Here is a 25,354-nt window from a genome sequence, read left to right on the forward strand (position 1 = left end):
AAAAAGCGAAGCATCCTCTGTCATCCCCCCTCTTCGTAGGGGGGAACGAGGGGGGTGGGAGAAGGGGTTAGGGGATGAGGGTGAAATGCTTGCCAGTCGTGCTTTTTACCTTAAGTTGACACGGATGGGCAATGAAAGAGCCCCTACAAATACCCTTAACCGAATACATTAATCAAGTGAACAATCCCCTATCGCCTAAATTCACATCAACAAAACATTAAAAAGATAGCCAACCCCAATAATTCCCATCGTCATCAACGCAATAAAGACAGCCAATAACTCAGGCTGCAACACCTTCCTGAGAATCACCATTTCTGGCAACGATAACGCCGTAACCGCCATTGTAAACGATAGAACCGTCCCCAAAGGCAACCCTTTATTCACCAACGCCTCAGTAATCGGTAAAACCCCAGCAATATTAGCATACAGCGGCACCCCCATCACCACCGCGATCGGCACCGCCAAAGGATTCCCCGCCCCCGCCCACTGTGTAATAATATCGGCAGGAACATACCCATGAATTCCCGCCCCAATCGCAATTCCACCCACCACATAAAGCCAGACAGACTTAACAATTTCACTCGCCGAATAATAACCCTGTTCCCATCGTTCTTTCCAAGTCAGTTCCATATCATCGCCCTGATCCCGATCACAATCTGACCCTTGGCGAGACTTCTGCAACGCCCAGACAAAGGGTTCCACCCACTTTTCCAGGTGTAGCATCCCAATAATATAACCCGCCGCGATCGCTAATCCCACCCCAAAGGCTATATAGATCACCGTTGCCTTTAGCCCAAACAGTCCCCATAATAAAATAACCGCGACTTCATTCACCATCGGTGCCGCAATCAGATAGGAAAACGTGACTCCCAAAGGCACACCCGCCTCTAAAAACCCAATAAATAAGGGCACGGCGGAACAGGAACAAAAAGGCGTGACAATGCCAATTGTTGCCGCTAAACCATTGCCAAAAATCGTCCGCTTGCCACTAATCCAGTAGCGAATCTTTTGCGGGTCGAGAAAGGTTTGCACCGTTCCCACTATAAAACTAATCACGATTAATAGAGTCAGCACTTTAGGGACATCGTAGAAAAAGAAATGTAGCGCTGACCCCAGAGACGAATGCAACGATAACCCCAAAACTTTAGTAACAATTTGGGCAGCTAACCAATCAAAGGGATAAAATACATCAAACATAACTTATCCTTTAGCTGGAAACGAGAAACGGAGAAGGTATTAACTTAAATTGACCCCTGCCAAAACCCCTCTAAAACTGCAACAACGGTTTAATTTGTTCTGGCGACATCACCTTTCCCTTACTCACCACTTTGCCATTGACAGCTAAGGCTGGAGTAGACATAACACTCCGTTTCGCAATCTCCACAGGGTCAGTAATATGGAGGACTTCAGCCTCAATACCCAAAGACGCGATCGCACTTCGGGCATTTTCCTCTAATTGATGGCATTTTTTACAACCCGTTCCCAGAATTTCTACCGTAAGCGTATCCATAATTAAAGCCTCATCATAGTTTGCATCGTACTCAAATTTATCAGAATTGTCTTCACCCTTAAAACCAACATCCTTGAAGACAATACACTGGCGTTCTTCCCCCAACCGTTGAGCATTTTCTTGACAACGATTGAGCAAAGGCAATAATTCTGTTCGTAGCCGTTGTAACTGCTGGATATTGTCTTCAATTTGCTGAACTTTTTTCAGCAACATCTGATAAACTTCACCACAAGACAGAGACTCTCCATCTTGCAATACCAGTAATTCTTTAATTTCGTCTAAGCTTAAACCTAACGCCTTAGCCCGACTAATAAAGGACAACCGTTCAATATCCTGGTTATCAAACAAGCGATATCCAGCCTCTGTACGTTTCGGACTCGGAATCAATCCAATCCGTTCATAAAAGTAAAGGGTTTGGGGATTAAGTCCCAACTTACGCGCCACTTCACCAACTTGAAGCATATTGCCTCAACTCATTCAGAATCCACTGCCTTAATCATAAACCTTATACCTAGGTATAAGGTCAAGCCCTAGTCAGAAAATATTGCCCCAAAAAGCCCATCCCCGCATCGGGGAGGGTTCATAACCCATCCGGATTAACTACCCCTTTGATACAGCAGATTTGGTGGTTGATGAGGTACAGCCTCACTTACGCGCCATCGCGCTGTAATTCAGTCCGCGCAGGCGGACTTTGTTTGTGTAGCAGTGACTTCTAGTCGCCATGGCAAACAAAAAGGGAGTGACTTAACCCAATGCATCAATTAACTGAACAACTCGCTCCTTAATCTCATCTCGTACTCGCCGAAACGTCTCTATCGGTTCACCCGCCGGATCATCCAATTGCCAATCCTGAAACACCTCCCGCAATACCCAAGATTCAGGCAAATTTACCCCACACCCACACAGAGAAATCACCGCATTATAATCTTCAGCCTTAAAATCACTTAACGGCTGAGACACTTGCTCACTAATATCAATCCCAACTTCCGCCATCACCTCAACCGCCGTAGGATTCACCTCAGACCCCTGCAAACCCGAACTCGTCACCGCAATTTTTCCCGCTCCTAATGTGCGAGCAAATCCTTCTGCCATTTGGGAACGACAAGAATTTTGCTTACAAACAAACATAATAGATTTCATCACCATACTCCCATATTTCTCCCCATAAAACTCTCATTCAACACTACTCAATTCCTCTGCGTACCTCTGCGTAAACCTCTGCGTCCTCTGCGTTAAAAAACCCAACTCCCCAACCCCCCAATCAAGGCGCAACACAACGCGGATCACGCAATGTTGCCTTTTCCGGTTCCCGTGGAAACCACATCGCCGTTCGTTTACAAAACTCCACCAACATCAACATCACAGGAACTTCAATTAACACCCCGACAACCGTCGCCAACGCCGCCCCCGAATTCAAACCAAACAACATCACCGCCGTCGCAATTGCCACCTCAAAATGATTACTCGCCCCAATTAACGCCGCAGGTGCCGCATCTTCATAAGCTAAATTCATCTTCAACGCCGCCACATAGGTGATAAAAAAGATAAAATTCGTCTGAATAAACAGCGGTACAGCAATCAGCAAAATGTGCAGCGGGTTATTAATAATCAGTTCTCCCTTAAAGGCAAATAACAGCACCAACGTAATTAAAAGCGCCGTAATCGAAATCGGACTCAAATACTTAAGAAATCTCCGTTCAAACCACTCCTTGCCTTTGTGTTTAAAAATCCAATACCGACTATACATCCCCGCCGCTAAAGGCAACCCCACATAAATCAATACCGATAACACAATCGTTTGCCACGGTACCGTTAAATCATTCGCCGCTAATAACCACCGTCCTAACGGCGCATACAGAAACAACATGGCAAGTGAATTCACCGCCACCATCACCAAGGTATGTCCTTGATTACTATAAGACAAATACCCCCACATCAATACCATCGCCGTACAAGGGGCAATTCCTAATAAAATTGCCCCAGCAATGTAAGAATTTGCCCAAGTAACTTCCGCCCCGCGAATGATCTCAGTTTCCGATAGCAAAGGCTGAAATAGCCAACCCAGGAAAAACTGGGCAAAGGCAACCATGGTGAAGGGTTTAATTAACCAATTCACCACCAGAGTTAAAATCACGGGTTTTGGCGCACGCACTGCCCGCTTCGCTTGGGTGAAATCAATTTTCACCATAATCGGATACATCATGAAAAACAGGCAGATGGCGATAGGAATGGATACCTGATAAACACTCATGGCATCCAGTGTTACTGCCACACCGGGAAATAATTTGCCCAAGGCGATACCCACAATGATGCAGAGTACTACCCAAACGGTGAGATATTTTTCAAAGAAACTAAGTTGACCCCCAACTTGGGGTGGTGATGGTGTGGCGTGAGATGAATTAGTACTCATAGGAATGAATCAAACTGCAACCGCTAATGGTTAAAACTTTTTCTGTTTGCGTAACAACTCACCGATGGTGAGATTAAATTCAGATTTGCCGTCAAAGACTGTACCTACTTTGTTTTGAAAGAAATGCACATTAATCAGGTGATACCCCTCTTCCGGTAGCGGTATATAGCCAACCGAACTGACGATTTCTGGGGCGTTCTCCAGGTAAAACGCCACAAATTCTTGTAACGCTGGGTTTTTCTGGGCAGCCGCCGCGTTAACGTAGATAAACAAGGGTCGAGTTAGGGGTTGATATTCAGCATCCTCAACGGTTTGACGTGAAGGCAATACAGCCCCCTTGCCACTATCAACCGCGATCGCGTTTAATGTATCTTGATGGGTTTCGTAATAGGCTAAACCAAAATAGCCCAACGCATTGGGGTCTTGATTCACCGCCTGTGCCAGAATTTCATCATCCTCACTGGCGGTATAATCGCTACGACTTGACCCAGCTTCACCGACGATGGCTTCGGTAAAATAATCAAAGGTGCCAGAATCTGTCCCCGGACCATATAAAGTTAACGGTTTCTGGGGAAAAGACTCCCGTACCTGATTCCATTGAGTGATTTGGCGTTGAGCTTCGGGTGCCCAGATTTTTTGCAATTCTGCCACCGTGAGACTCTCTACCCAATCATTTTCGGGATTGACTACAACAGTAATCGCATCAAAGGCAACGGGGAGTTCAATGTAAGCCACCCCGGCTTGTTTGCAGGCTGCCATCTCATCGGCTTGAATCGGGCGAGAGGCATTATTAATATTGGTTTCGCCAGCACAGAACTTTTTAAACCCACCCCCTGTACCCGAAAAGCCCACGGTGACATTGACGGGCGCTTTTGTCGTGGCATTAAATGCCTCAGCAACAGTTTTCGTAATCGGGTAAACCGTACTCGAACCATCGATTTGAATCGGTTGGGGTGACTGCGACTGGACTTGGGAACATGCGCCCAACAGTGCCGTAGCCGTGGCAATTAGCGCCAATTTTGTCCCTGGCAGGATTTTGGGTTTGGGGATAACGTTCATAGACCTCAACCCCTGACGGAAACTATGGGGTTCCTTTTAACGTATCAAAAAAAGTTGATTTGTCAAGCCCTTATATCCCGGATAGAGGGGATGTACTCCAAAGAAAGTTTATATAGCAACCGCCAAGGATGTTAGGACTAAACCCGCCCTGGGAGCAGGGGAAAAGGGAATTCTAGAAAACCTCTATAGGCATTAAGACTGATCCGAACAAGGACGAGCAGGTAAAATCGGACTAAAGCGGCGGTATTCTGCCAAATATTGTTCTAACAGGACAAACTGAGGTAAATTCAGGCTGTAATACACCCAACGCCTCTCCTGACGAGCGCGAACCAAGCTGGCTTCTTTGAGAGTTTTCAAGTGAAACGATAACTTCGACTGACTCACCTCCAGCACTTCACAGAGTTCGCACACACAGAGTTCCTGTTCTCGCAACAGTTCAACTAGCTTAATCCGAATTGGGTCAGATAGAGCATGGAAGCTGGAGGTAATCAGGCTCAGATTGGCAGGAGAGGCGGTGGCTTGCATCAACTTTTCTTGAAACATCCCCTTAATTGTAATGGGGGTGCAAGGTACCGTCCCCTTAATTGGCTTAAAATAGGGTTAAACACCTACGTTTACATCATTGCTGAAGGCGATCGCGGAAGTCGTCTCGTGTTTGAGTATCCTTGCGGGGATTAAGTAGGTTGAAACTTCAGGCTGATTTTGTTATTGAGCGATCGCAGTGTCTTGGCGAGGTTTATTTAGCTCCCCATTGCGGTTACTCGCTCACGTTTTCTGGGCGCACCGACGTGCGCCCCTACGATTTTACAGCGCTTTTGGCGACGCATTTAACCTTTTTGAGACTTCCATCTTCCTTAAGATCCACAATTTCAACCTTAACCGTTTGCCCTTCAGAGAGCGATTTTGCCTTTTTTGGCTCTTTTTCCGTTAATTTAATCGTTCCCAGAATCGTATATGTTACTTTATTTCCTTTAACGCCTGTAACCGTTGCGTCCAAGATTTGACCCACCCGAAAGTCATGAGTGCTAACCACCTCAGCAATTTCAGCTTGACGCGCTGACTCAACAACGGGGGCGCTAATTTCGCCAACGGGTTCAGCGTTTTGGTAATAGCGCATTAGCCGATAAGACCATCCTAAAATATGTAACATGACTGGGGGATTATCTTGATAGGCTTTTAGGTATTGGTTACAAGTATTGTCAATCGCTTGGTAATAGTCAGAGGTTCGCTTACTATGTCCAATTTGTCTGCCATTTCTGACCAATGTTTTGAGATAATCAAACAATTTTGTTCCATCTTGGTTGGCGTAATTGCGAAGATAGGCGATCGCTTTTCCTAGTTCATTGGCGTCTGTATCTGCTTGAACCAAGGTTTGCGCGATCGCGTCGGCAATTTGCCACTGGAGTTCGGTTAAGTCTTCTGTTATTACCATAGAGATTTTATCCTTGGTTCTTCCAGGTTATTAGAGACGTTGCATGCAATGTAGAGACGTTGCATGCATTGTAGAGACGTTGCATGCAACGTCTCTACATTGGTGCTAATACATTCCCTCCGGCGGTTCTCTCTCAGTAGGATATCCCAACACCTTGACTAATTCCTGCAATGGCTGGGATTGCACTAATTCTCGATGCGCCGCCTGAATCGCCTGTTGTATCAACTGTTGCAATGGTTTTCCGGTGAGGGGTTGGGATTGGGTTTGGTAGGATAAATAGCGATCGCGTATATTATTGGCAGGTTCTAAACTCCTTACCTCAACTGTCATTGTCCCCATCCCAATCGGTTTACCGCCACCAACTTTAAGTGCGATCGCATTCAGTTTATCTTGTCCGAGTACAATAAGTAGGGTTCCCAGTTCCCCTTGGGTTAAGTTTCGATAGGGTAACGATGTGGTAAATACAAAAGTTTTCGCCGCTTGTTGTACTGATATTCCCTGCTGTTGCCCTTTATCTACAGCCCGAATTGTGTGATAATAAAATTTGCGCCCAGTGACCTTTCCCTGGTTAAAATAACCTGGATATTCATGAGGACGAGGACGATAGAGAGACGGCATAAATCCGGGACGAAATTCGGTTGATTCACACTCAGCATCACTAAACTGAATTAACCCTTGCCAATTGAGCGCCCCAAATACGCGACAAGCCGGACAAAGTTGGGTTTTGTTGCGACATTCCTGATAGCCTTCGGGAATTTGATTGGGTTTTGCCTTCGTTTTGCACAAGCAGCTACGGGTAATCGCTTCATAGGTGGAACGTACCACGCCTTTGAGAGAACTACCGGGAATCATTAACTGTCCTTCGCTTCCCTGAATCATGGTTTTAATCAAGGGAATCGACTTTTCTCCCACATCCGTTCCCAGGGCGACAACTCCCGTAGAAACATGTAATCCGGTTTGAACGGTTAATTTTAGATGTAACGTTCCATGGATGCGATCGCGATAATATTGATCTTGCCCTTTGGGATGTTGTAATTGCGGCTTTTCTTTGGGTAAAGGGATGAGGTGATAGGGTTTAGGGGCAATTATTTGGGATTGCTGAGGGTGGGGACGGGGTTTATTATAACTCATGTTGGCATATCCACAGTTAAGGCAACAAAATGCACCGTTGCGGTGGGTTTAGCGATAAAATAACGCTGGGCTAGTTTGGGCTTATTGTTGGCACTATTTCTCACATCCAGACTTTCAGGGTAAATTCGCGATCGCGGGAATCGGGTTTCATTTGTAGGATACCCATAAGCGGGGCGTTGTTCGGTTTTCCAATAGGATTTTTCTTCCGATTTTCCCTGATTTTCTGTGTCTTTTACAATCGACGTGAAGCGCGGAACTTCACCCGTATTCGATAACACAAGTAAGCTATAACGGTCATTTTGGCGTTTCCAACGTAACTCGCGATCGCAATTAAACATCTGTCCTTCGGGAGAGGGAAAATTATCAGGTAATTGTTCCACAATTCCACTCACTTGATGACTCCAACGCAGAAAATAATAACTCGGCGTCGTGGCTTGCTGTTGCAATAATTCTCTTAACTGGGTTTCGGTGAGCAACTTTTCATAAACACCAACAAAAGGATTCATGCTGCAACTCCTTCTACTGTGACTCTTCACGGGAAGTCTAGAAACTATTGTAGAGACGCGCCATGGCGCGTCTGGGCGGGTTTAGTTACATCTGGTTGTAACCGAAAAGATAGTGGTGAAACCCGCCCCTACACAATTCACACTCACGTTACGCCACATACCCTGAAAAGTCGGCTTCCACTCTCTGACACCAAGCCCGAACCGCCCGCATAAATAAATCCTCAACTTGTTCCTTTCCTTGCCATTTTAACTGTACTCCAAACCCCAGCGCCATTGATTCCGCCCGGAGAGGAGTATCTTGCATATCATTAGCCGGAAAACCATAACGATTTCGTTCCTCTTCCACCAAAAACATACCAGCCCCCAAAAGTTGATTATCTTCCCATTCACCGCCACCTCCCAGACTACGAATCCGTTGATTTTCAACAACACAACCTGGATATTGAACAACCGCCTCGTTTAATTTTACCTCGACAATTCCCAAACCGCGAGACTTAGCAAACCCCAAACCAAACCATCCCTCATCTAAATCGCGCAACACCAAGCCAATTAATCCTAATTGGGCTAATGAGAAGTTTTTCAGATGGAGTTTAGTACGAAACTCCCCAGCCGTACAAACTTGGTAATTAAAAGGTCCCACCGCCACCGAACCAAACACGCGGTCAATCGCCACACCATTCCGTTCTTCCAGTTTCACAGGTTGAGATTCAACGGGATAAGCATCCTCAATTCTCACCCGACTAGCAATTGACGTATTACCAAACATTTGATCCGTAAAAGAGGATAATTTATAGATATCAGAAGCTGACTTATCTTTCAGATAGTGATATGTATCATTTAACGGATCATTTGCCCAAAGCATATTCGGATTATCGGAATTCCGATTATCGCGTCCCACCGTTCTCACAATTCGTTCCGCATGGGCGCGAATTGCCCCTTTTAGAGAACTTCCAGGTAAATAAACCGAACGCCCTCCCCCATGATAGGTTTCCACAAATTCCATATCCGGCTTAGTGGGATCAGCACCTTCCCGCCCTGACTTAATCAGAATCGGACTACAGGGGATTAAACTAAAATCAATCGTACATTGATTAACCAATCGTTTGTGCATAATCTAACTTTATCTGAAAAAACCTATCGTTTAAGCCGCAACTAAGGTATCGAGTTGGGCTTCACAGTGTTGAAAAATAGAATTGACAGCAGCAAATAGGGAATCGAGTTCTTGAATACTGTAAAACGTAATATTTTTAGTAAATACATTGCCTTCTAGTTTACCAAACTGCCAACAATCACCATTAGAAACAATCCCAAATACAGGAATCTGAGGATGTTGATTCAGGCGTTGAGCCGCCACCATTTCTGCTGCACACTGACCCCACCCTTCCTTAAACTTATCTTGTTTTGCCTCAACCAGTAAGAAATAGGGTTGGTCAAAAACAACCTTTCCCAGGGGAGAGCGTTTAGCTAAAATATACTCTGGAAATCCAGAAAGATTCTCATCGTAATTCAGGGATTCATGACTCCATAAAATAAACTTACTCGAATAACATTTCCAGACTTCTTTAAGCACCGGATAAATGAGATTCTCACAAATAGCAAACTCTGAATTATTAACCACCCCTTCCCGCATCACCATCTGGAGATCTTCGCGGAAATAGTCCGGAATCTCAAAGGGAGATTCAACAATAAAATTCGCTTCAGTATAAATAACTTGAAACTCTTGGATAACATCCGCGATACTTGTGTACTTGCTAAATGACATAATCACCTCACAACATTTCGTTCGTAGTGAGGGCTAAAGCCCTCTCCAGCTAGGCGTTAGAACACTAAAGTGTTCACTACAAACAAAGCCCTATTTTAGCTGGGTCAAGCCAGTAGTGGCGTAGCACATCTAATTTGATAGATTAGATTCGGCTTGTAGTAGGGAACCTTGGTTCTTATATTCTGTTGGGTTTCCTGTCGTCAACCCAACCTACAACCTATTCCACCATTTTAGCTGTGTCAGTCCGCCATCGTGCGTTAGCGGAGCGTAACGCACCGTTGAACAAAAGTGGTGTTGTTCAATTATCAGTAACCAGCCCAATTAAATCCCTCAACCCACTCCGACAATAAATTGATACATCATCACCTCGCATTCACCTCAGCGTTTTGATTTTCCAATTTTTTAAGATGGTCAATCAATGATTGTACCCACTGGTCTTTATACCCTTTACTATCCTCATAAACCGAATCCTCATTATTAACCGTTTTTTTGAGATAATCCAGTAACTTATTAGCATCAATCTTATCCGGGTCATTTTCATCTCTGGCGTCAAACCAGTGCATTTTATCAATCTCTAATTTAACCACACCTAAACCCCGCGAACGCCCTCCCCCCAGTAGAATTTGTTCCGTTTCAAACTGATGTAACCCAATCATTAACAACCCCAACTCCCAATCATCAGCATTTTCCACCACCGCTTTAAACTCAAACGGAGTTCCTGCTGGAACCACTTGGAAATCATACAATTTCCCATCAGCCGCCGTTTCCGTATCCCTATCAATCGCCACTCCATCTCGTTCTTGATATTGCCCAAACCAATAATTTGACAGTACCATCAAATCTCGAACTTGAAACTTACTCGCCAGCCAAGGCGAACCAAATAGATGAGATGTCAAATCCTCGTGTTTTAAAATATCAATAATAATTTTTGTCAATTTTTTGTCCATTTTAAATTGTTTTTCTGGATCATCTTTAAGTTCTTCTTCAATGTCTTGCTTTATTTGCTCTAGCCCTCTTCTGAGAATACGATTATCGCTATCCCGTATTGATTTAGCCGGAATAGATGATTCTGCTTCTAGGGTTGGATTAGCCGCAAGACTCGGATCGATACCACGGAGGAAGCTTTCCAGGCGCGATCGCAACGCCCCCTTAAAACTAGCTCCGGGTATCAACGGTTTACCCAACGCATCTTTAATCACCGGTAAATCCGAACCAATCGGTTCCGTGGAACGCCCTGAACTAATTCGTAGTGCAGTTACTGTAGTTAAGGTTCCGCTAATTTCCAAACGATTCTTAAAACGATCAAACATAAGATTATCTCCCATTTTGTAGTTGCGCTATCTTCGCCCTAAACCTTCGCCTCCCCACCACCAACCCTGACTCTAACTTTTAACAGGAAATCTATAAACCTGCGTCGGGGCGGGTTTAGTTACATCCGGATGCAACCGAAAAGATAGTAGTGAAACCCGCCCCTACACAATCTCCCACTCAAAACTTACCTTCCTTCGTTGCGCCACTGCGAATCAATAAACCAGCTAATTTCTGTGCTGGTAATTGGAAGAAATCTGCTAGAGAAAGTTGGGTCAGAGACTCAAAAGTTGATGTCATATTCATTTAAGTTTGAATCCAAAAGTTTTGACAACCTGATAAAGAGCATAATATCAGGGGTTATTATTGACATAATCATGCTCTCCATAATGACGCAGGTATAACTGACCATCCTTGGCGAGACAACTTACACGCCGAGCTTTGGGGAGATCGAAATGATCAATATCTTTATGCTTACCCTCGTATCGACGGAGCCGAAAAATACCATCTTGCTTCATAGCGCTGATACCATCTGTATGATTATTCAGCAGGCAAGCTGCTCTAGCTAAATTCTCTTGTAAAATCACTTTTTCATCGGATGGTTTACTTTTATAGTCATCTAAAAAGCTGTGCGTATATTCAATTTTAGGGAATTTAAGGGGTTTATCTTGAGATAAAAAATATTCTTTACACTGATTCCAAATTAATTGTCCCCAAGTTGATAAAGTCATGTCTGGTTCAACGACTAAAACCCAGTTTGAAGTAACTTTTTTAGTTTCTTCCCAAGATGTTAATAATTCTCTATCGAAGTCCATCATTGCTAGTGGAACTTTGTAGGGTTCAACTTCAGATTTATTAACTTCAATAGGTAGCCTGGGAATTTTAATCAATTTATTTGAGCCTTCAAAAACATAAATTATTTCATCAGCATAAAACATACCGATCGTATTCATGTAACCTTGGATAGCCTTAAACCCTCCCACTAAATTAAAGCAAATTTTGGCTTGCTTTTTATATCCTTCAGTGACTTGTTGTATCCAAGGTATTAATTGAGCAATTCCTTTGGAAAAATTGTGAGTATTTGCCGTGGAAAGTCCAGACCCTGGCTCAGGATAAATATTTGTATTAACTATCCCCTGATCAACTAAAAATGATTTAACAATTTCCGCTGTAGTTCTCCCTTGTTCAGTGTCAGTAGTAATTAACCAGTGAATATCTTTTTGCCCTTGGCTCAAATCTTCTTCATATAATCCATAAATTCCGTTTAGTTCTGCACTAGCTTCTCTGATTCCCAATGTATTACCCGTAGATAATACTTTTTCAGCCTTCTCTTTTAATTCCGCAATTTTATTGACAAGTTCCGGATGAGATTGATTAACCTGATCACGGGTTAGATTCGCATACTTTTGCAATTCTTCATTCCAGCCTGAGTCAAATTCATCATCAATCTGATTGGTTAGCAAACTTGTTCCAACCGTTGAAATTACTAAACGAGGCATAGTTTTCATAGAATCATTCATTGTTTTAGTCTTTAATAGTTATTTTTACGAGCTTGACTCTCTCCTACCAGAGCTGTATGTTCTCTTGCCAAATATCCCAGATACAGGCGAGTTAGTTTGAGATGAATATTTTTGATAAATTGGGCTTTATTTTGAGTATCCGTCAGATACTGTTCCAATGGATTGTCTTTGGGTATTGGTCGTCTCACTCTATCCAGTATTTCTTGTGCATCCTGCTTTAAACTGTCAATCTGTTCAACAACTGCGGTTGCAAAGAGATTTTTATCTTTAGAGACTTTCCATATTCGACTCGCTCCACTACGACCCACTTGATAACGAATATAGTTTTTGATTGATTCAATAGAAGCATTCGATTCAGTTGCAGCAGCAAGAACATTCTTAAAAGGAGATTTGGGATCTTCGCTGGCAATAGAAAAATTTTTGGCTATGGTTTTAACATTAATAATAATATCATCCATTTGCCTACTTATTTGTACATCTGTTCTCAAGGTTAGTTGTTCTTGGAGTAATGGATCAAGTGATTTATCCATGTCTAAACTGCCTCCTCACGTAAAATTAAATGAAATTCATTGCAAATTTGCACTTGACCAAAGCCCTCGCAGGTGCGATCGCCTACTCCCTTGACTTCCAAATATTCTAACCTCTCCATCCAGAGATTGGGTTGAATCGTACTGAAAAGATAAACAGCTCCCTTATTAGTAATCAACTCTACATCTTTCATCAATCCCCAAGCAGAATTCCAACCTGATAGGTAGTCATAGCTGCTGTATGCCGCGTGTAGTTGCAGGGATGAATCTGTAACACCTGCAAAATGCTGTAGCATTTCTGGTGAAATTACCGTGGTACGTTGCCAGTTTTCATTCAAAATCGTATCTGACTGTAAATCAATAGTAAAATACGTGCGATTTTGCAGCAAATCTTGTTGCGGCTGACCAAAAATTTGCCAATCCTGCCAACGCTTATGTAGTTTGTGCTGAAACATCTTGATTCGCTCCTCTACGGATGGGTTAACGGCTGTGGTATCTACAGGTGAATTAGCCGTGATTTTTACTTTTCCTAATCCCCGTGAAGTTGAACCACCCAAGCGGAAATCTTGCTGATGATTAGTGATAAAGCTTTGTAAGGATTCGGCTAGTTCATCGGCGACTAGAATAGCTCCTGTATAAATCACAGGCTTTTCTTTCTTTCCTACAATTTGAGACTCATTCAAAACTTCAATGCTATAGAGAACTCCTTCCTGTGCAGTTGCTCGGCGTCGATTGATGCCAACTCGTGTTAGCAAGCGGGTATTGGCAGAATGGCTGTAGTGCTTGCTACCAATTTTACTGAAAAATCCAGTAAAAGTATCCACTCTATCACCATCTTGAGGACAAGTCGGGTCATATAAATGACCATATCCATCAGCACAAAAGCGATCGATTAAGGTGTCAAAAACACCATTATGCTCAGAATCGTTAGGTTTAGATTTAAAACCGCGCTGAGTTTTGGAACTTAGAGCCGTAGCAGGTACAACTCTAACGTCTGACTGAACTCTAGTTTGTTTTTGTCCCTCAATGGTTGCTGGATACGCATTGTAAAAAATTGCTGGATTGTCGCCCAGAAATACAGCTTTAAAATCACCCCCATTTTCTGCAAAATTAGTTGACTGATGTCCCGACTGTCGCAGAATCTGAGCAGCCATCGCACCCCGAATTACTGAACCCGGAATATAGTCTGCCGCTTCACTGACTGAACCCCCTGGTTTTTTCCGCCCAATCGCCAGAGGAGATAACACCTTAATTTCCAGTTGAATGCGCTTCATTTACTCCTCCTTTAGCTAAATAATTCCACACTGACTCATCCACCTGAATTGGGGGAAGTTCCCACTTTAACCATCCCAATCCTGTGGATTTAGAACCCCCCAAAGCATTAATATGGTGTAACCCGGCTAAAATTAAGGCTTTGGCATAGAAAGGATAATTGGGTTGAAGATGAATGTCTCCAGTAAACTTAAGCTGGACATTTGCGGGTGAGGTTTCTAGGAAGTAGAGTTTTTTCTCTTCAGCAGTATGACGACGGCGGTTAATAGTCACACCAGGGCGGAGAACCTCTGAGGGAAGATTTTCGGGTTCTTCTTGGCAAATTAAATCATCAAAAATGACTCGTGACGGTAAGGCGGGATTCCCAAACATCTGACAAATTAAACAATGATATCGGTGATCTCCAGATACTCGATAATCCTCGTCTCGTTGAAAACGCCTCACCTCCTCTGCGGGAAAATCTGCACGCTGGGGACACATAGTTTGAGGATTGGGTGCTTGACAAATTGCCCACCCTAACCCCCGTGCTAGTTTCTCACATTCATGGCGCAAACGCCCTTTAAGTTGAGATGCAGGAATCAAAAGTTTGTTGTCCGCAATACGCACAATTGGCTTATCGGCTAGAGAACCCGAAGAACCTCCCGCACCCACGCATAAAGCAGTATCAATGATAGCCGTTAGGGAGATTGTTTCGACTGGATTGGATAATAATTCTTGTAGATAAATCATGGTAATCGCGCCTCCGTCTGGCTAGGTTGTTCAGCGGTTTCGACAATAAAAGGATAAAGTTCGACCAATTCCCGCCAGATGGTTTCATAAGTAGTCGTACCATCCTTTTCCGGTAACGACATCCAGGGTGCTAAATTACCCTTATTAGTCTTGGCATCACACCAGGCTTTTTCAAAATACTCCTCCAATAGTTTTTGGTTTTCTGGTTTTAAGCGAACGCGGAAATAGCGATAATTTAGCATAGCTGTCTGTTTGCCTTGTTCAAGTAAACGGCGGATTTGGTAAAGTTGCGATCGCGGAAATTCTGACTGCTTTATTTTCTCCCCGGTTTCAATCAATCCGCCGAGTTCGTGTAGGGTATAAGGTGCGCCATAGAGTTTAAGAGTTGGTTTACTTTTTTCTTGTTCCTGCATAGTTAAACCCTCTTGGCGAAACTTTGCAATATCTGAGGAAATCATGGTTACTGATTTCAGGGTGAGAAAGTCAACTGTACCGCCGTGATAGTTATAATATTTTTTTAAGTCCTTTGCCTTCTTCTTTGCTGATTTGAGTAATTGATCATAGAATCTTTTGGCATAGTATATGGGGGTATTATAAGCGGTAATTAAAACTCCGATAGACGTACTCAGTTCACAATGGCTTTGGGGTGGGACTTTACCTTTATATCGATGGGCTTCTTGTTGACTCGGCAATGACTGGTAACCCATTTCTAAAAGTATAGATTCAAACTCATCGCCAATGGTTTGAGCTATTTTCAGGGCTTTGTTAGCCGGGACAACGATTAACACATCATCTCCACCCAGCAGCAAAATCTCAAAAGGGTGAATCCACTCCCCATTTTTATGGGTTGATTCATCATCCGGGTCTAAGTTTTTCAATTGATGAGGTTCTAGGTGTTTGGCTAATGCAATATAAACGGAGTTTTTCGTTGCCTCAAAAATATCTGCACTAAATTTTCTATATTGCTCAGAACTTTGAATTGATTTTTGGATGTAACCTCCCATATTATTGCCATCAGCATAAATGTAACCCACAAAGCCATCACTAGCATCCCCAATTTCTGTCAAGGTTTGGGCGGCTTCAACTGTTATAGACGATTTATTTCGGTAGTACTTTTCTTTATAGTGGTGATTTATTTCTAAGAATTCATCATTGAACTTCGTTACCCAGTCTTCAATAGATTCCGGTTTCCAGGTAAAGTGTTCGGTGTACCATTTGGGTAACTTGTCTGGCTCAACAGCACGCTTTGCTAATAATCCCACAACTCGCTTCCGCGCTAAAGGTTCAGATAACCAAGGTTGACTCGGAATCGTATTGGCTTGTACCGCAGCTAAAGCGCCAGTATTATCATCCCGGAGTAAATAAGGATGGGTTTCAAACATGGGTGGGTAACGGCGGCTGGGGCGATTACTTCCAGGTTTATCGTTACCATTGCGTCGTTGATTAAATTGAACTGTTAACTTGCCGATTATTTCGTTAAAATTCTTGCGTTTCTGAAATTTCTCCTCCGGTGTGTTAACATCGGTGCGATCGAAATAGGCTTTAACTAAAGGGTTGTCTTGATTCTGCCGATACCATTCTAACCACGGGGTGTCGTCAATTTTATTTTGCAACAACCCAAAACGAATTTCCAACAGTCTAAATGTATCCCCAACCACACAGGAGTTAGCAGTTAACGTTTCCTTGGTGTAGCGTTTTTCCATTGCGTCAGCTAAATCATCAACCAGTGCCGCCGGACAAAATGCTATAGTCACAGCACCAGAGGAGCGAACAATCAGTTCTGGGATTAAAGCAGATTCTAAGTCGGGGAAATATTTTAAAAAATCCTTAATTGAATCGGTTCTTTTTCCTTCGTCAAAAAACGCTGGGATATCAATCAAGTTAATTCGGTCAAGTAAGGCTGACGCGCCCCGAATTTCTGGAAGTTTAGCGGATTCAAATACATAGCCTTTAATCTTTGTTGCACCGCCGTAGACTAAACCGATTCGGGTGGTTTGCTCCCACAAATTGGGATAATTATCTTTAAGATCAGTAATTTTATCGGGAAAATAGTCTTTGGGAATCCCTTGTAGTTGCTCAACAGCTTCAACGTGCGATCGCACTTCCTCTGGAACATTTTTTCCTTGAAGCAACGCCTCTCGCATTTGCTGCAAGATACTTAAATGAAACTGGTGTTCACGCCTCTCGCCCCAAGCGAGACACCAGGCGATTCCAATAGTTAGGGGGTGTAGAGAATGAGTCATAATTGAGCGTGCTTTTAAGTTATTGTATCCAAATACTAGAGAGAATAGATAGGGGAATGTCTAGGTTGTGCTATCCTTCCTTTCTCTGTGACTCCCAATCCACACAGCATCTAGGTTTAGGGTTCCTCAGTCGGGTGATTTAGTAACTATTGTTACTGACAAAAAGGGGGACAAGGATAAAAATTGTCTTAGCTAATCATTGCCGAAAGCTATATCAACGTGAACCGGATTATCCCCCTCGCTAGATGGCTGGATTACCGAGAAAGCGCGGCGGGTAATTCCACGGGAAATACTTCACCCACGGAGACATCGTGAGTGTGAGTCGCGACGACGACAACGCCTAAACGGGGGTCATAACATCCCACCCAAGCGGCGGGATGACATTCGTGAACCAGGTAACTGTACAGCCAAATCGGACCTTTTCCTTCGATGACGATACCTTGGTTGAAGGGTATTCCTTCTGGTAGTTTTAGTCCTTTAATATCTGGGGGGGAAATAATGCCGTCATCTGTTGTAATCTGGAAATGCAGGTGTTGATAGGGTAAACCGGTTTGGGTTTGATGGGGAAGCAGTTGAAGTTGAATCGCGTTCATGGTTTTTGCTGTTCTGTGAGTACGAGGCTAATGTAGCACCCCCTGGGAAAGACCCTTTTCCAGCAAAAGTAAGGGACGATGAAGACAAGGGGGTTGGCGTCGGGGAGAGTTGAGTTGGTGTCGGGATTCCCTTGGGCAAGTGAGTCAGATATCTTGCTATGATTCAGAGCATCGGGTTATAGTATATAAGAATTCATTTTTGACGGCTAAAAGCGGGGTCGATTTCCCGGGACTCCCGTCAAAAACTCCATAACCTTGACAATTAAATAGTTTCAGCGTTTGAGAATGTGCCGTAATTGCGAATTGGTTTCAATAAGCGGGGCTGAAATGAGGCTAAAAAAGAGTCCCGTCAAAATCCTCGGTAGAATCCTCTCTCTGTAAGTGTTTCAGATGGCGGGGTTTCCGCTAACTTACTCCCCGCAAGGGGATTGAAACGCACATAAATATCGTTTAATATAACTTGTGTACTTTCGTTTCCGCTAACTTACTCCCCGCAAGGGGATTGAAACTTCTGTATAAGCCCCATACTCATAGCACTCATAAGAGTTTCAGCTAACTTACTCCCCGCAAGGGGATTGAAACAGGCTAGATCTTGGTGCTTAAAGATGTTTCCGGCGCGGTTTCCGCTAACTTACTCCCCGCAAGGGGATTGAAACGGAAAAATTGGGTACAGGGGAAAATGGAGAATAGCATGGGTTTCCGCTAACTTACTCCCCGCAAGGGGATTGAAACAGATTTTGTATTTGTATCGGCGTCGAGGATCTCCAGGGTTTCCGCTAACTTACTCCCCGCAAGGGGATTGAAACAATTTCACCCTACAGCAAGACCTAGACATCCGCAGGCTTAGCGGAGTTAGTAGCTTGACAAACTCACTTCCCCCAAAGGGGATGAAAACTCTGGTATCAGTAAGGTGGGCAATGCCCACCCTACAACTTGAAAAATTTACCCGGTATGCTGGATAAGCCCAGGAATAGAGGAAGGCGATCGCACGGATTCGGTAAAAAGATGATAACCTTTGTATTTTCGGGGATTACGGGGAGAATAGGGGTGTAACCTTGTTAAATAGAGAGGGATTACTACCAGGAGAAGGTGCGGTTGGACGCTATGCTGACTTACTCAAAACTGGACGTAGAGGGGATAATCTAACACCTCACCACATTCCTTCTAATGCTTTTATGGCAGCAAAGGTTCCTGGCTGCACTAGGGCGATCGCATTTGGGGATGGTGAGGATTGTGATCGTGCCTCCCTGCTTTCCCCAGATACACCATCTCACCAGGAATAGAAGCGTTCCCCACCAAAGTGGGATGGAAGCCTATCCAGGAACGCATATAACGCTCAAAAAACACCGTTTGACACCGCCAATTGAATAAAGGGCGACCCGATCAAATTAAGCGGACACCGTTGTTAATTAATGCAAGCGCGTCGCCCCTACACCCGAATTAAAGGTGATAGTCTCCCAGCGTGCGCCTCCCTCTTTCCTCAGATACACCATCTCACCAGGAATAGAAGCTGTTTAATGAAAAGGTGCGATCGCGTGATCGGGATTCAGTAAAAGTGCAATCACCTGGGAAATGGATTGAGAGCGCTACCTGCCTGTAAAATGGGGATATGTCAGATATATTAATTGTGATTCGCAATGAGGCAGGAGTCGCCATGACCTCAATTGACGGTGTAGCAGTTATCGCACTTGTCAAAAAAGACGGACTGATTTACGACGAACAGTCTGTCAATCTTCGGTTTGCTGATGCTCATTTCTATAACTTGCCATTAGGCAACTATATAGCTGTTGCCAAACATCCAGCACTAAATCCACCTGAAGCCGAACAGGAAGTGGAACTCTTAGCTAGAGAACTTTTAGAAGTACGATATATTTATTCAGAAGCCGAGCGTCAATTTTTGAGAATCCAAGTCACATCACATAGCCTGGATGGTTAAACCGATGAAATACGCGATCGATTCAGAATCTATCGAAGCCTATAGAACAAGAGTTTTTACCCTCTCCCAAGAACTGCGTCGGGAGAATGACCCATCAATTCGAGCCGTGACTGCACTGTATCTAGCAGAAGCTGCAACTACGCTAGCGCGAATGGAAGTCCTAGAAGCAAAAAAATTAGCTGCGAACAAAGCGAGTTGAGAAGGTGCGATCGCGTTTGGGGATGGGTGAGGCTTGCGATCGCGTCTGTCCTTTTCCCCAGATACACGATACTACTCGCAATTAACAATTAAATGGACACAACTGGACTCGAACCAGTGACCCCCACGATGTCAACGTGGTGCTCTAACCAACTGAGCTATGCGTCCGAACCAAACAGTATCTTAATGTAGCACGACTATTAGAAAAGTGGCAAGCAAGTCAGATCAAGCCAAAATAGTTTTTCTCTCCCCGCCCCCCTGCACTTGTACCCCTCCCCCACCTTTTTGCGAGCTAATAGTCCTAACTGTCGCTGGTTTTGCTAAAATACCTAGGTTGTTCAGCTTAAACCAGCATCTTTGAATCAATCAGTAGAAATCTCCGGTGTAGATACCTTAGCGCAAGAACTTGCGACAATCCAGCAAACGGGTTCTAAGCGGATTGCCCTGTTAGGATCGCGTCATGTACCCATTACCCATCAACATCTGATCGAGATGATGAGTTATGCCTTGGTTCTAGCTGGCAATCGTCTGATGACCTCTGGCGCCACAGGTACGAACTCAGCCGCGATTCGCGGTGCAATGCGTGCTGACGCTAATTTGCTGACGGTCATTTTACCCCAAAGCTTAGAACGTCAGCCACGGGAGTCGCAAGTTCAACTCCAACAAGTCATGCACTTAGTAGAAAACCCAGAAAATGATCATCTGTCTCTGGCAGAAGCTAGTGCGTTGTGTAACTCCGAAATCATTTCCCGATGTCAACAGCTTATCTGCTTCGCCTTTCATGACAGCAAAACCTTGCTGAAAACCTGTGAGGAGGCAGAAGAACAACGCAAGGTTGTGACAATTTTCTATTTTGATTAAGCACAAGCACGTCCTGTACCCGATGCGATAGGTCGATATGATTCATCGTCCTAAATCATGTAAAGCATGAATAGCTGCTTGACACTTCTGGGTCACTACGGCTAAATCAGGTCGTTTCGTCGAAGCCGGGGGGTCAATGGGTTGACCAATTCGCACGGTTACAGGTACAGGACGCGGTATCGGTGAACCTTTTGGGAAAATGGTATGAGTCCCCCATAAACTTACGGGCAGTAGAGGGGCGTTTACTTTAGCTGCAATTAAGGCAGCACCAAGCTTGGGTTCAGGAATACGACCATCCGGCGTGCGCGTTCCTTGTAAAAATACACCCACAGCCCACCCCTGTGATAAACACTCAATCGCCGCACGAATGGCACTCCGGTCTGCTGCACCCCGCTTCACTGGGTAAGCGCCATACAACTGAATGGCTTGCTTGAGTCCTGGTACGCGAAATAATTCCTCTTTTGCCATAAATGCCACCGGACGCCGCACACAATTGGACACAATGGGCGGGTCAAAGTCACTGGCGTGGTTACTGACGACAACCAGTGGACCATCCATCGGCACATGTTCAGCACCATGAATGTGACCTCGTAGGTAAATGTTAAGCACTGGGCTGACTACCGACCATTTGAAGGCGTGGTAGAGGATTAGGCTAGCAAAGGGTTCGCGGTTTCTAGTCACAGAACATCTTAAACATAATCCCCCCTGATGGGGCTGTTGTATTAGACTATCAGTTGGAGACAACCAATTTGAGGATTTTGTCGGGTTTCATACTTTACTTTACCTGTGTTGACTTCGAGATTGGGGTGGGTTTAGCCATGAGAGTACTTCTGCGATCGCGTAACGCAGCGATCGCGGCTTCCCAGGTGAAGGTGAACGACTGAAACGAATCTGGTGTGATCTGATCATAGTCGAGGGCGTTGACGACACTCTCAAACTTGCTAAACAAATGATGTCGAATAATGTCCTAACATATCCCCGTAGTGCGATATAACAGGGAAATGGAAAATATATAACCTACAGTAGATTCCTGAGGTTAACGATAGGTTAATAGGTTAACCGGGCAAATCTGATAAGCTACCTATATTTTCCAAGACTATATCCCGACACATCCGTTTAATCAAACCCGTGAGAACTTTCCCAGGACCAATTTCTAACACCTTCTCAATCCCTTCCTCTGACAGGTGTAAGGAAATTTCTCGCCAGCGCACACTTCCCGTCATTTGACGTTGGAGGCGTTCCTTGAGGACAGCCGCTTCTGTGGCGGGTATGGGTTCTACATTGGAAAAAACAGGAATTTTAGCATCAGCAAAGGGAACAGACTCCAACACCGTCTGAAACTCGGCGGCGGCTGATGCCATGAACGGTGAGTGAAACGCCCCAGAGACATTTAACCGCACCACTCGCTTAGCTTTAACCTGACTCAATACCGCTTCCACGGCATCGGGGGTTCCGGAAATCACGACTTGCGTCGGACTATTATCATTGGCTAATACCACATCATCATGCTGCTGGATTTGTTGGTCAAGCTGTTCCTGGTTAAATCCAATTAAAGCCGCCATCATGCCCCCTGATGCACTATCCATCAGTTCCGCACGACGTTTGACCAGATTTAACCCCGCCTCAAAGTCGAAAACACCAGCCATGTAGAGTGCCACATATTCGCCCAAACTGTGACCCGCGACAAGGTTCGGTTGATGTCCTTGTTCTTGGATGATGTCAGCTAAGATGCTTTCGATGACATAGAGACAGGGTTGAGTATACAGAGTGCGAGACAGTTTCTCTTCAGAACTTTGGCACAGTTCTAGTACGTCCCAGCCTAAAATTTGCTGGGCTTGTGTGAATTTAGCTTGAGCAATGGGTAAATCGGCTAAATCCGCTCCCATACCGACAGCTTGAGAACCCTGTCCGGGAAACACCCATGCGGTTTTAGTCATTTGTTATGCCTTAACGTTGATCAGGGTATTCATCAAAACTCCTCCGCTGCGGGAAACCCCGTGTCTTCAGACCGGGGAGGAACGCACGGCAGCGGTTTTAAGCGCTTGTCGCTTTTAACCATGATGGGGGTCGTTGATGTATCTTTGAATGGTTGCTGCACTGACGTTACCTGCGGTTGAAAAGAAATAGCTATTTGTCCACAAAGAAGGAAGTTTCTTGAGTTCTGGAAACTCCTTTCTGAGATAGTTGGCACTCCGTCCCTTGAAAGCTTTTGCTACTTGGTAGATCGCATCTGTTGGATGAATCTCAACAAACAAGTGAACAGGGTCTGGCGCGACCTCAAGCGATCTAATGTGCCAACCTTTTTCTGTAGCTAATTCGCTGAATATCTCAAATATTCTATCACGAATCCTGGATGGTAGCACTTTCTTGCGCCGCTTAGGTATCCAGAGAAGGTGAACCACACACAATCCGATAGCGTGGTAGTAGTGCCTATACTCGTATGCATTTTTTCGCATTTATTTCCAGATTGACTGTTGTTACCATTGTAGATTACAATAGAGCAATCAACACCCCAGTCAAATTATGGCTAAAAACAAAAAGCCTAGGGGTGTACAGCAAATGCTGTTACATCCCAGCAAAGAAACAAAAGCGATTTTAGAGTATCTGTGTGAGCAATCAGGAAAACTCTACAACATGGGTGTGTACTTTGCCCGTCAGACATTTTTCAAAACAGGCAAAATCCTAACTGGAAAGTTCGACTTGATTTACGAACCCAGCATAGGAAAGAGTCAAATCGCCCAGTCTCTACCTTCAACACCAGCACAACAAACACTATTAGGTGTCGCTGAAGCGTTCAAATCCTACAAGGGATTGCGTAAGCTTTGGTTTAAAGGGCAATTACCGAATAAACCCAAGCCACCCGCTTATCTAAAAGGGTCAAAGCTATTCAAGGTAGCTTATCCCAATTCAGGAGGGCAAAAGCCTAAGCTGATTGATGGTCAACTTCAGTTTTCACGCTTGTTTAACCGTTAGGCGTTGGTTTGACCTTGACAGCTTCAGGCTGCCTGTTCCAAGTAACCTTGATATTGCCAAGGTCAAAGAATGGACGATTTTGCCTAAAAATGGTGTTTTCTACCTAGAAGCTTCCTACGAAGTACCCAAACAGGAAACATTCGTAGGTATTGATGACCAAGCATTAGCGATTGACCTGGGTACAGCCGATAATCTAGCTGCTTGTGTTGATACTTTGGGCAACTCTTTCCTGATTGATGCCCGTGCCATGAAAGCATTTAATCAGTATTGGAATAAGCAGGTATCTACCACAAAGGAAGGAAAGCCGCAAGGATACTGGGATGCCTTTCTTGACCGAGTAACCCGCAAGCACAATCACCGGATGAGGGACGGTATTAACAAGGCGGCAAGATTAATTGTTAACCATTGCCTTAAATACGGCATAAGCACGATTGTTCTGGGGTGGAACGAAAGCTTCAAGGACAACGCCAATATGGGTAGGTTGAACAATCAGAAATTTGTTCAAATGCCCTTGGGTAAGCTTAAAGACCGATTGCAGCAATTGTGTGAAATTTACGGTATCCAGATGGTAATCACCGAAGAAGCCTACACGAGCAAGGCTAGCTACCTTGATGGAGACTCCCTGCCTAAGTTTGGTGAAAAGCCAGATGGGTAGAAAGCATCAGGAAGACGAATAAAGCGTGGTTTGTATCGTAGTTGCGATGTTTCAATTGTAAATGCCGATTTAAACGGCAGTGCCAATATTTTAAGAAAAGAAGCCAGAAAGTTAGGCATCGACTTAAACCGACTGGGTAGACGGTGTTTGACGACCGTAGCGAGAGTCAGATTTTGGACATTGCCACAATCTACTTTGTCAGCAGAATCCCCGCGTCTTTAGACCGGGGAGCGTCAATATCTCAGCAGATATGTACCGAATGCATCATGACAACATTTCAGATAATCTATTCGTCAATTCGATATCTAATCAATTTAGTAATGTCGTTTGGTAACAGACCTAATTCTTGAGCGATCGCCCTTTCCACTGCTACAAACTCAGTCACTGGAAACTTAAATTCCATTTCCTCCAGGGAAGAGCCAACAGTGCGGATGCTGACTTCAGTTAATTGAGTCTGTCGATTGATTTCTGCATCGATTGACACAATCGTTAGGTTGAAAGAGAGTTGGACTTGATATTGTCCTTGTGCTTGCAGTTGAGCGGTTGTTGAGTGGGTTTGACTCAAAACACGCTGATCAATCCATCCTGTCATAACCCAAAAGGCTGTCCCGACGAATGGGAGTAACAGACCAATCTTCCAGCCTAGTTTTAACCAATCAGCAGTCCAACGAGGAGGCATAGCCAACCACAGTACAATGAGAACTCCTGACTATTCTAAACACTAATCAG

The 25,354-nt window shown here is 44.3% G+C and carries 27 protein-coding genes, 1 tRNA gene and 2 pseudogenes; 6 read left to right on the top strand and 24 right to left on the bottom strand.

Annotation, left to right across the window (positions count from 1 at the left end):
- Positions 1 to 201: 201 nt before the first annotated feature.
- The 19 genes and pseudogenes from RID09_RS13090 to crn3 all read right to left on the bottom strand — a co-directional run bounded on the left by RID09_RS13090 (position 202) and on the right by crn3 (position 18,002).
- Entirely contained in the window at positions 202 to 1,197 is a 996-nt protein-coding gene (locus RID09_RS13090) for a permease (protein WP_446336374.1), read from the bottom strand.
- A 70-nt stretch (positions 1,198 to 1,267) separates the two neighbouring features.
- The gene (locus tag RID09_RS13095) at positions 1,268 to 1,510 is read right to left on the bottom strand and encodes a thioredoxin family protein (protein WP_446336422.1); all 243 of its coding nucleotides are present in this window, start codon (positions 1,508 to 1,510) and stop codon (positions 1,268 to 1,270) included.
- Between the two features lie 153 nt (positions 1,511 to 1,663).
- Positions 1,664 to 1,972 (bottom strand): annotated as a pseudogene (locus RID09_RS13100) (heavy metal-responsive transcriptional regulator); the annotation flags it as partial.
- 282 nt (positions 1,973 to 2,254) lie between these two features.
- Positions 2,255 to 2,650, bottom strand: a complete 396-nt coding sequence (gene arsC / locus RID09_RS13105) for an arsenate reductase, glutathione/glutaredoxin type (protein ID WP_446336375.1) — start codon at positions 2,648 to 2,650, stop codon at positions 2,255 to 2,257.
- A 121-nt stretch (positions 2,651 to 2,771) separates the two neighbouring features.
- On the bottom strand, positions 2,772 to 3,920 hold the full coding sequence (gene arsB / locus RID09_RS13110; protein ID WP_446336376.1) for an ACR3 family arsenite efflux transporter: 1,149 nt from the start codon (positions 3,918 to 3,920) through the stop codon (positions 2,772 to 2,774).
- A 30-nt stretch (positions 3,921 to 3,950) separates the two neighbouring features.
- On the bottom strand, positions 3,951 to 4,979 hold the full coding sequence (locus RID09_RS13115; protein ID WP_446336377.1) for a PstS family phosphate ABC transporter substrate-binding protein: 1,029 nt from the start codon (positions 4,977 to 4,979) through the stop codon (positions 3,951 to 3,953).
- A gap of 192 nt (positions 4,980 to 5,171) precedes the next feature.
- Positions 5,172 to 5,504 (bottom strand): ArsR/SmtB family transcription factor, encoded by a 333-nt coding sequence (locus tag RID09_RS13120; RefSeq protein ID WP_446336423.1) that lies wholly within the window; start codon positions 5,502 to 5,504, stop codon positions 5,172 to 5,174.
- A gap of 271 nt (positions 5,505 to 5,775) precedes the next feature.
- Positions 5,776 to 6,411: a hypothetical protein gene (locus RID09_RS13125; protein ID WP_446336378.1), complete on the bottom strand. Its 636-nt coding sequence runs from the start codon at positions 6,409 to 6,411 to the stop codon at positions 5,776 to 5,778.
- 105 nt (positions 6,412 to 6,516) lie between these two features.
- Positions 6,517 to 7,542, bottom strand: coding sequence for an RAMP superfamily CRISPR-associated protein (locus RID09_RS13130; protein WP_446336379.1), 1,026 nt, complete (start codon positions 7,540 to 7,542; stop codon positions 6,517 to 6,519).
- Positions 7,539 to 8,048: a hypothetical protein gene (locus RID09_RS13135; RefSeq protein WP_446336380.1), complete on the bottom strand. Its 510-nt coding sequence runs from the start codon at positions 8,046 to 8,048 to the stop codon at positions 7,539 to 7,541. The genes RID09_RS13130 and RID09_RS13135 overlap by 4 nt, the downstream gene beginning before the upstream one ends.
- Before the next feature lie 148 nt (positions 8,049 to 8,196).
- Positions 8,197 to 9,159 carry an RAMP superfamily CRISPR-associated protein gene (locus RID09_RS13140; RefSeq protein ID WP_446336381.1) on the bottom strand — a complete coding sequence of 321 codons (963 nt, stop codon included), beginning with the start codon at positions 9,157 to 9,159 and terminating at the stop codon, positions 8,197 to 8,199.
- Between the two features lie 30 nt (positions 9,160 to 9,189).
- Positions 9,190 to 9,810, bottom strand: coding sequence for a hypothetical protein (locus RID09_RS13145; protein WP_446336382.1), 621 nt, complete (start codon positions 9,808 to 9,810; stop codon positions 9,190 to 9,192).
- Positions 9,811 to 10,172: 362 nt separating this feature from the next.
- A complete protein-coding gene (gene csx7, locus RID09_RS13150) occupies positions 10,173 to 11,120 on the bottom strand; it encodes a type III CRISPR-associated RAMP protein Csx7 (protein ID WP_446336383.1) in 948 nt (315 codons plus the stop codon).
- Positions 11,121 to 11,471: 351 nt separating this feature from the next.
- Positions 11,472 to 12,617, bottom strand: a complete 1,146-nt coding sequence (locus tag RID09_RS13155) for a putative CRISPR-associated protein (protein WP_446336424.1) — start codon at positions 12,615 to 12,617, stop codon at positions 11,472 to 11,474.
- Between the two features lie 32 nt (positions 12,618 to 12,649).
- Positions 12,650 to 13,168, bottom strand: coding sequence for a hypothetical protein (locus RID09_RS13160; protein WP_446336384.1), 519 nt, complete (start codon positions 13,166 to 13,168; stop codon positions 12,650 to 12,652).
- A 2-nt stretch (positions 13,169 to 13,170) separates the two neighbouring features.
- Complete coding sequence (gene csx10, locus RID09_RS13165; RefSeq protein ID WP_446336385.1) at positions 13,171 to 14,439, bottom strand: type III-D CRISPR-associated RAMP protein Csx10; 1,269 nt, start codon at positions 14,437 to 14,439, stop codon at positions 13,171 to 13,173.
- Positions 14,414 to 15,166 (bottom strand): RAMP superfamily CRISPR-associated protein, encoded by a 753-nt coding sequence (locus tag RID09_RS13170; RefSeq protein WP_446336386.1) that lies wholly within the window; start codon positions 15,164 to 15,166, stop codon positions 14,414 to 14,416. Before RID09_RS13170 ends, csx10 begins: the two co-directional genes overlap by 26 nt.
- Entirely contained in the window at positions 15,163 to 17,409 is a 2,247-nt protein-coding gene (gene cas10, locus RID09_RS13175) for a type III-B CRISPR-associated protein Cas10/Cmr2 (RefSeq protein ID WP_446336387.1), read from the bottom strand. Before cas10 ends, RID09_RS13170 begins: the two co-directional genes overlap by 4 nt.
- Positions 17,410 to 17,663: 254 nt before the next feature.
- A complete protein-coding gene (gene crn3 / locus RID09_RS13180; RefSeq protein WP_446336388.1) occupies positions 17,664 to 18,002 on the bottom strand; it encodes a CRISPR-associated ring nuclease Crn3/Csx3 in 339 nt (112 codons plus the stop codon).
- Between the two features lie 1,055 nt (positions 18,003 to 19,057).
- Here crn3 and RID09_RS13185 point away from each other — a divergent pair.
- The 3 genes from RID09_RS13185 to RID09_RS13195 all read left to right on the top strand — a co-directional run bounded on the left by RID09_RS13185 (position 19,058) and on the right by RID09_RS13195 (position 20,137).
- Positions 19,058 to 19,285: a hypothetical protein gene (locus RID09_RS13185; RefSeq protein WP_446336389.1), complete on the top strand. Its 228-nt coding sequence runs from the start codon at positions 19,058 to 19,060 to the stop codon at positions 19,283 to 19,285.
- Between the two features lie 326 nt (positions 19,286 to 19,611).
- Positions 19,612 to 19,938 (top strand): hypothetical protein, encoded by a 327-nt coding sequence (locus RID09_RS13190; protein ID WP_446336390.1) that lies wholly within the window; start codon positions 19,612 to 19,614, stop codon positions 19,936 to 19,938.
- Complete coding sequence (locus tag RID09_RS13195) at positions 19,931 to 20,137, top strand: hypothetical protein (protein ID WP_446336391.1); 207 nt, start codon at positions 19,931 to 19,933, stop codon at positions 20,135 to 20,137. Before RID09_RS13190 ends, RID09_RS13195 begins: the two co-directional genes overlap by 8 nt.
- Positions 20,138 to 20,230: 93 nt before the next feature.
- On the opposite strand, the gene RID09_RS13200 is transcribed toward RID09_RS13195, so the two are convergent.
- Positions 20,231 to 20,304 (bottom strand) — tRNA-Val (locus tag RID09_RS13200).
- Positions 20,305 to 20,493: 189 nt separating this feature from the next.
- Between RID09_RS13200 and RID09_RS13205 the strand changes: the two genes are divergently transcribed.
- On the top strand, positions 20,494 to 20,997 hold the full coding sequence (locus RID09_RS13205) for a DNA recombination-mediator protein A (RefSeq protein WP_446336392.1): 504 nt from the start codon (positions 20,494 to 20,496) through the stop codon (positions 20,995 to 20,997).
- A 42-nt stretch (positions 20,998 to 21,039) separates the two neighbouring features.
- On the opposite strand, the gene RID09_RS13210 is transcribed toward RID09_RS13205, so the two are convergent.
- On the bottom strand, positions 21,040 to 21,678 hold the full coding sequence (locus RID09_RS13210) for a lysophospholipid acyltransferase family protein (RefSeq protein ID WP_446336393.1): 639 nt from the start codon (positions 21,676 to 21,678) through the stop codon (positions 21,040 to 21,042).
- Between the two features lie 77 nt (positions 21,679 to 21,755).
- Between RID09_RS13210 and RID09_RS13215 the strand changes: the two genes are divergently transcribed.
- On the top strand, positions 21,756 to 21,881 hold the full coding sequence (locus RID09_RS13215) for a hypothetical protein (protein WP_446336394.1): 126 nt from the start codon (positions 21,756 to 21,758) through the stop codon (positions 21,879 to 21,881).
- Between the two features lie 171 nt (positions 21,882 to 22,052).
- On the opposite strand, the gene fabD is transcribed toward RID09_RS13215, so the two are convergent.
- Both fabD and tnpA read right to left on the bottom strand, forming a co-directional pair.
- The gene (fabD, locus tag RID09_RS13220) at positions 22,053 to 22,934 is read right to left on the bottom strand and encodes an ACP S-malonyltransferase (RefSeq protein ID WP_446336395.1); all 882 of its coding nucleotides are present in this window, start codon (positions 22,932 to 22,934) and stop codon (positions 22,053 to 22,055) included.
- Between the two features lie 114 nt (positions 22,935 to 23,048).
- Complete coding sequence (gene tnpA / locus RID09_RS13225; RefSeq protein ID WP_446336396.1) at positions 23,049 to 23,453, bottom strand: IS200/IS605 family transposase; 405 nt, start codon at positions 23,451 to 23,453, stop codon at positions 23,049 to 23,051.
- 67 nt (positions 23,454 to 23,520) lie between these two features.
- Between tnpA and RID09_RS13230 the strand changes: the two are divergent.
- Positions 23,521 to 24,847 (top strand): annotated as a pseudogene (locus RID09_RS13230) (RNA-guided endonuclease InsQ/TnpB family protein).
- Positions 24,848 to 24,911: 64 nt separating this feature from the next.
- Here RID09_RS13230 and RID09_RS13235 read toward each other — a convergent pair.
- Complete coding sequence (locus tag RID09_RS13235) at positions 24,912 to 25,304, bottom strand: hypothetical protein (protein WP_446336397.1); 393 nt, start codon at positions 25,302 to 25,304, stop codon at positions 24,912 to 24,914.
- Between the last annotated feature and the right edge of the window lie 50 nt (positions 25,305 to 25,354).

This window comes from Coleofasciculus sp. G1-WW12-02 (assembly GCF_040219735.1).
Lineage (GTDB): Bacteria > Cyanobacteriota > Cyanobacteriia > Cyanobacteriales > Coleofasciculaceae > Coleofasciculus.

Excerpts from the sequence above, each read along its gene's own strand:
- RID09_RS13090 (WP_446336374.1), bottom strand. The coding sequence starts at position 1,197 with ATGTTTGATGTATTTTATCCCTTTGATTGGTTAGCTGCCCAAATTGTT.
- RID09_RS13095 (WP_446336422.1), bottom strand. The coding sequence starts at position 1,510 with ATGGATACGCTTACGGTAGAAATTCTGGGAACGGGTTGTAAAAAATGC.
- arsC (WP_446336375.1), bottom strand. The coding sequence starts at position 2,650 with ATGAAATCTATTATGTTTGTTTGTAAGCAAAATTCTTGTCGTTCCCAA.
- arsB (WP_446336376.1), bottom strand. The coding sequence starts at position 3,920 with ATGAGTACTAATTCATCTCACGCCACACCATCACCACCCCAAGTTGGG.
- RID09_RS13115 (WP_446336377.1), bottom strand. The coding sequence starts at position 4,979 with ATGAACGTTATCCCCAAACCCAAAATCCTGCCAGGGACAAAATTGGCG.
- RID09_RS13120 (WP_446336423.1), bottom strand. The coding sequence starts at position 5,504 with ATGCAAGCCACCGCCTCTCCTGCCAATCTGAGCCTGATTACCTCCAGC.
- RID09_RS13125 (WP_446336378.1), bottom strand. The coding sequence starts at position 6,411 with ATGGTAATAACAGAAGACTTAACCGAACTCCAGTGGCAAATTGCCGAC.
- RID09_RS13130 (WP_446336379.1), bottom strand. The coding sequence starts at position 7,542 with ATGAGTTATAATAAACCCCGTCCCCACCCTCAGCAATCCCAAATAATT.
- RID09_RS13135 (WP_446336380.1), bottom strand. The coding sequence starts at position 8,048 with ATGAATCCTTTTGTTGGTGTTTATGAAAAGTTGCTCACCGAAACCCAG.
- RID09_RS13140 (WP_446336381.1), bottom strand. The coding sequence starts at position 9,159 with ATGCACAAACGATTGGTTAATCAATGTACGATTGATTTTAGTTTAATC.
- RID09_RS13145 (WP_446336382.1), bottom strand. The coding sequence starts at position 9,810 with ATGTCATTTAGCAAGTACACAAGTATCGCGGATGTTATCCAAGAGTTT.
- csx7 (WP_446336383.1), bottom strand. The coding sequence starts at position 11,120 with ATGTTTGATCGTTTTAAGAATCGTTTGGAAATTAGCGGAACCTTAACT.
- RID09_RS13155 (WP_446336424.1), bottom strand. The coding sequence starts at position 12,617 with ATGCCTCGTTTAGTAATTTCAACGGTTGGAACAAGTTTGCTAACCAAT.
- RID09_RS13160 (WP_446336384.1), bottom strand. The coding sequence starts at position 13,168 with ATGGATAAATCACTTGATCCATTACTCCAAGAACAACTAACCTTGAGA.
- csx10 (WP_446336385.1), bottom strand. The coding sequence starts at position 14,439 with ATGAAGCGCATTCAACTGGAAATTAAGGTGTTATCTCCTCTGGCGATT.
- RID09_RS13170 (WP_446336386.1), bottom strand. The coding sequence starts at position 15,166 with ATGATTTATCTACAAGAATTATTATCCAATCCAGTCGAAACAATCTCC.
- cas10 (WP_446336387.1), bottom strand. The coding sequence starts at position 17,409 with ATGACTCATTCTCTACACCCCCTAACTATTGGAATCGCCTGGTGTCTC.
- crn3 (WP_446336388.1), bottom strand. The coding sequence starts at position 18,002 with ATGAACGCGATTCAACTTCAACTGCTTCCCCATCAAACCCAAACCGGT.
- RID09_RS13190 (WP_446336390.1), top strand. The coding sequence starts at position 19,612 with ATGTCAGATATATTAATTGTGATTCGCAATGAGGCAGGAGTCGCCATG.
- RID09_RS13195 (WP_446336391.1), top strand. The coding sequence starts at position 19,931 with ATGGTTAAACCGATGAAATACGCGATCGATTCAGAATCTATCGAAGCC.
- fabD (WP_446336395.1), bottom strand. The coding sequence starts at position 22,934 with ATGACTAAAACCGCATGGGTGTTTCCCGGACAGGGTTCTCAAGCTGTC.
- tnpA (WP_446336396.1), bottom strand. The coding sequence starts at position 23,453 with ATGCGAAAAAATGCATACGAGTATAGGCACTACTACCACGCTATCGGA.
- RID09_RS13235 (WP_446336397.1), bottom strand. The coding sequence starts at position 25,304 with ATGCCTCCTCGTTGGACTGCTGATTGGTTAAAACTAGGCTGGAAGATT.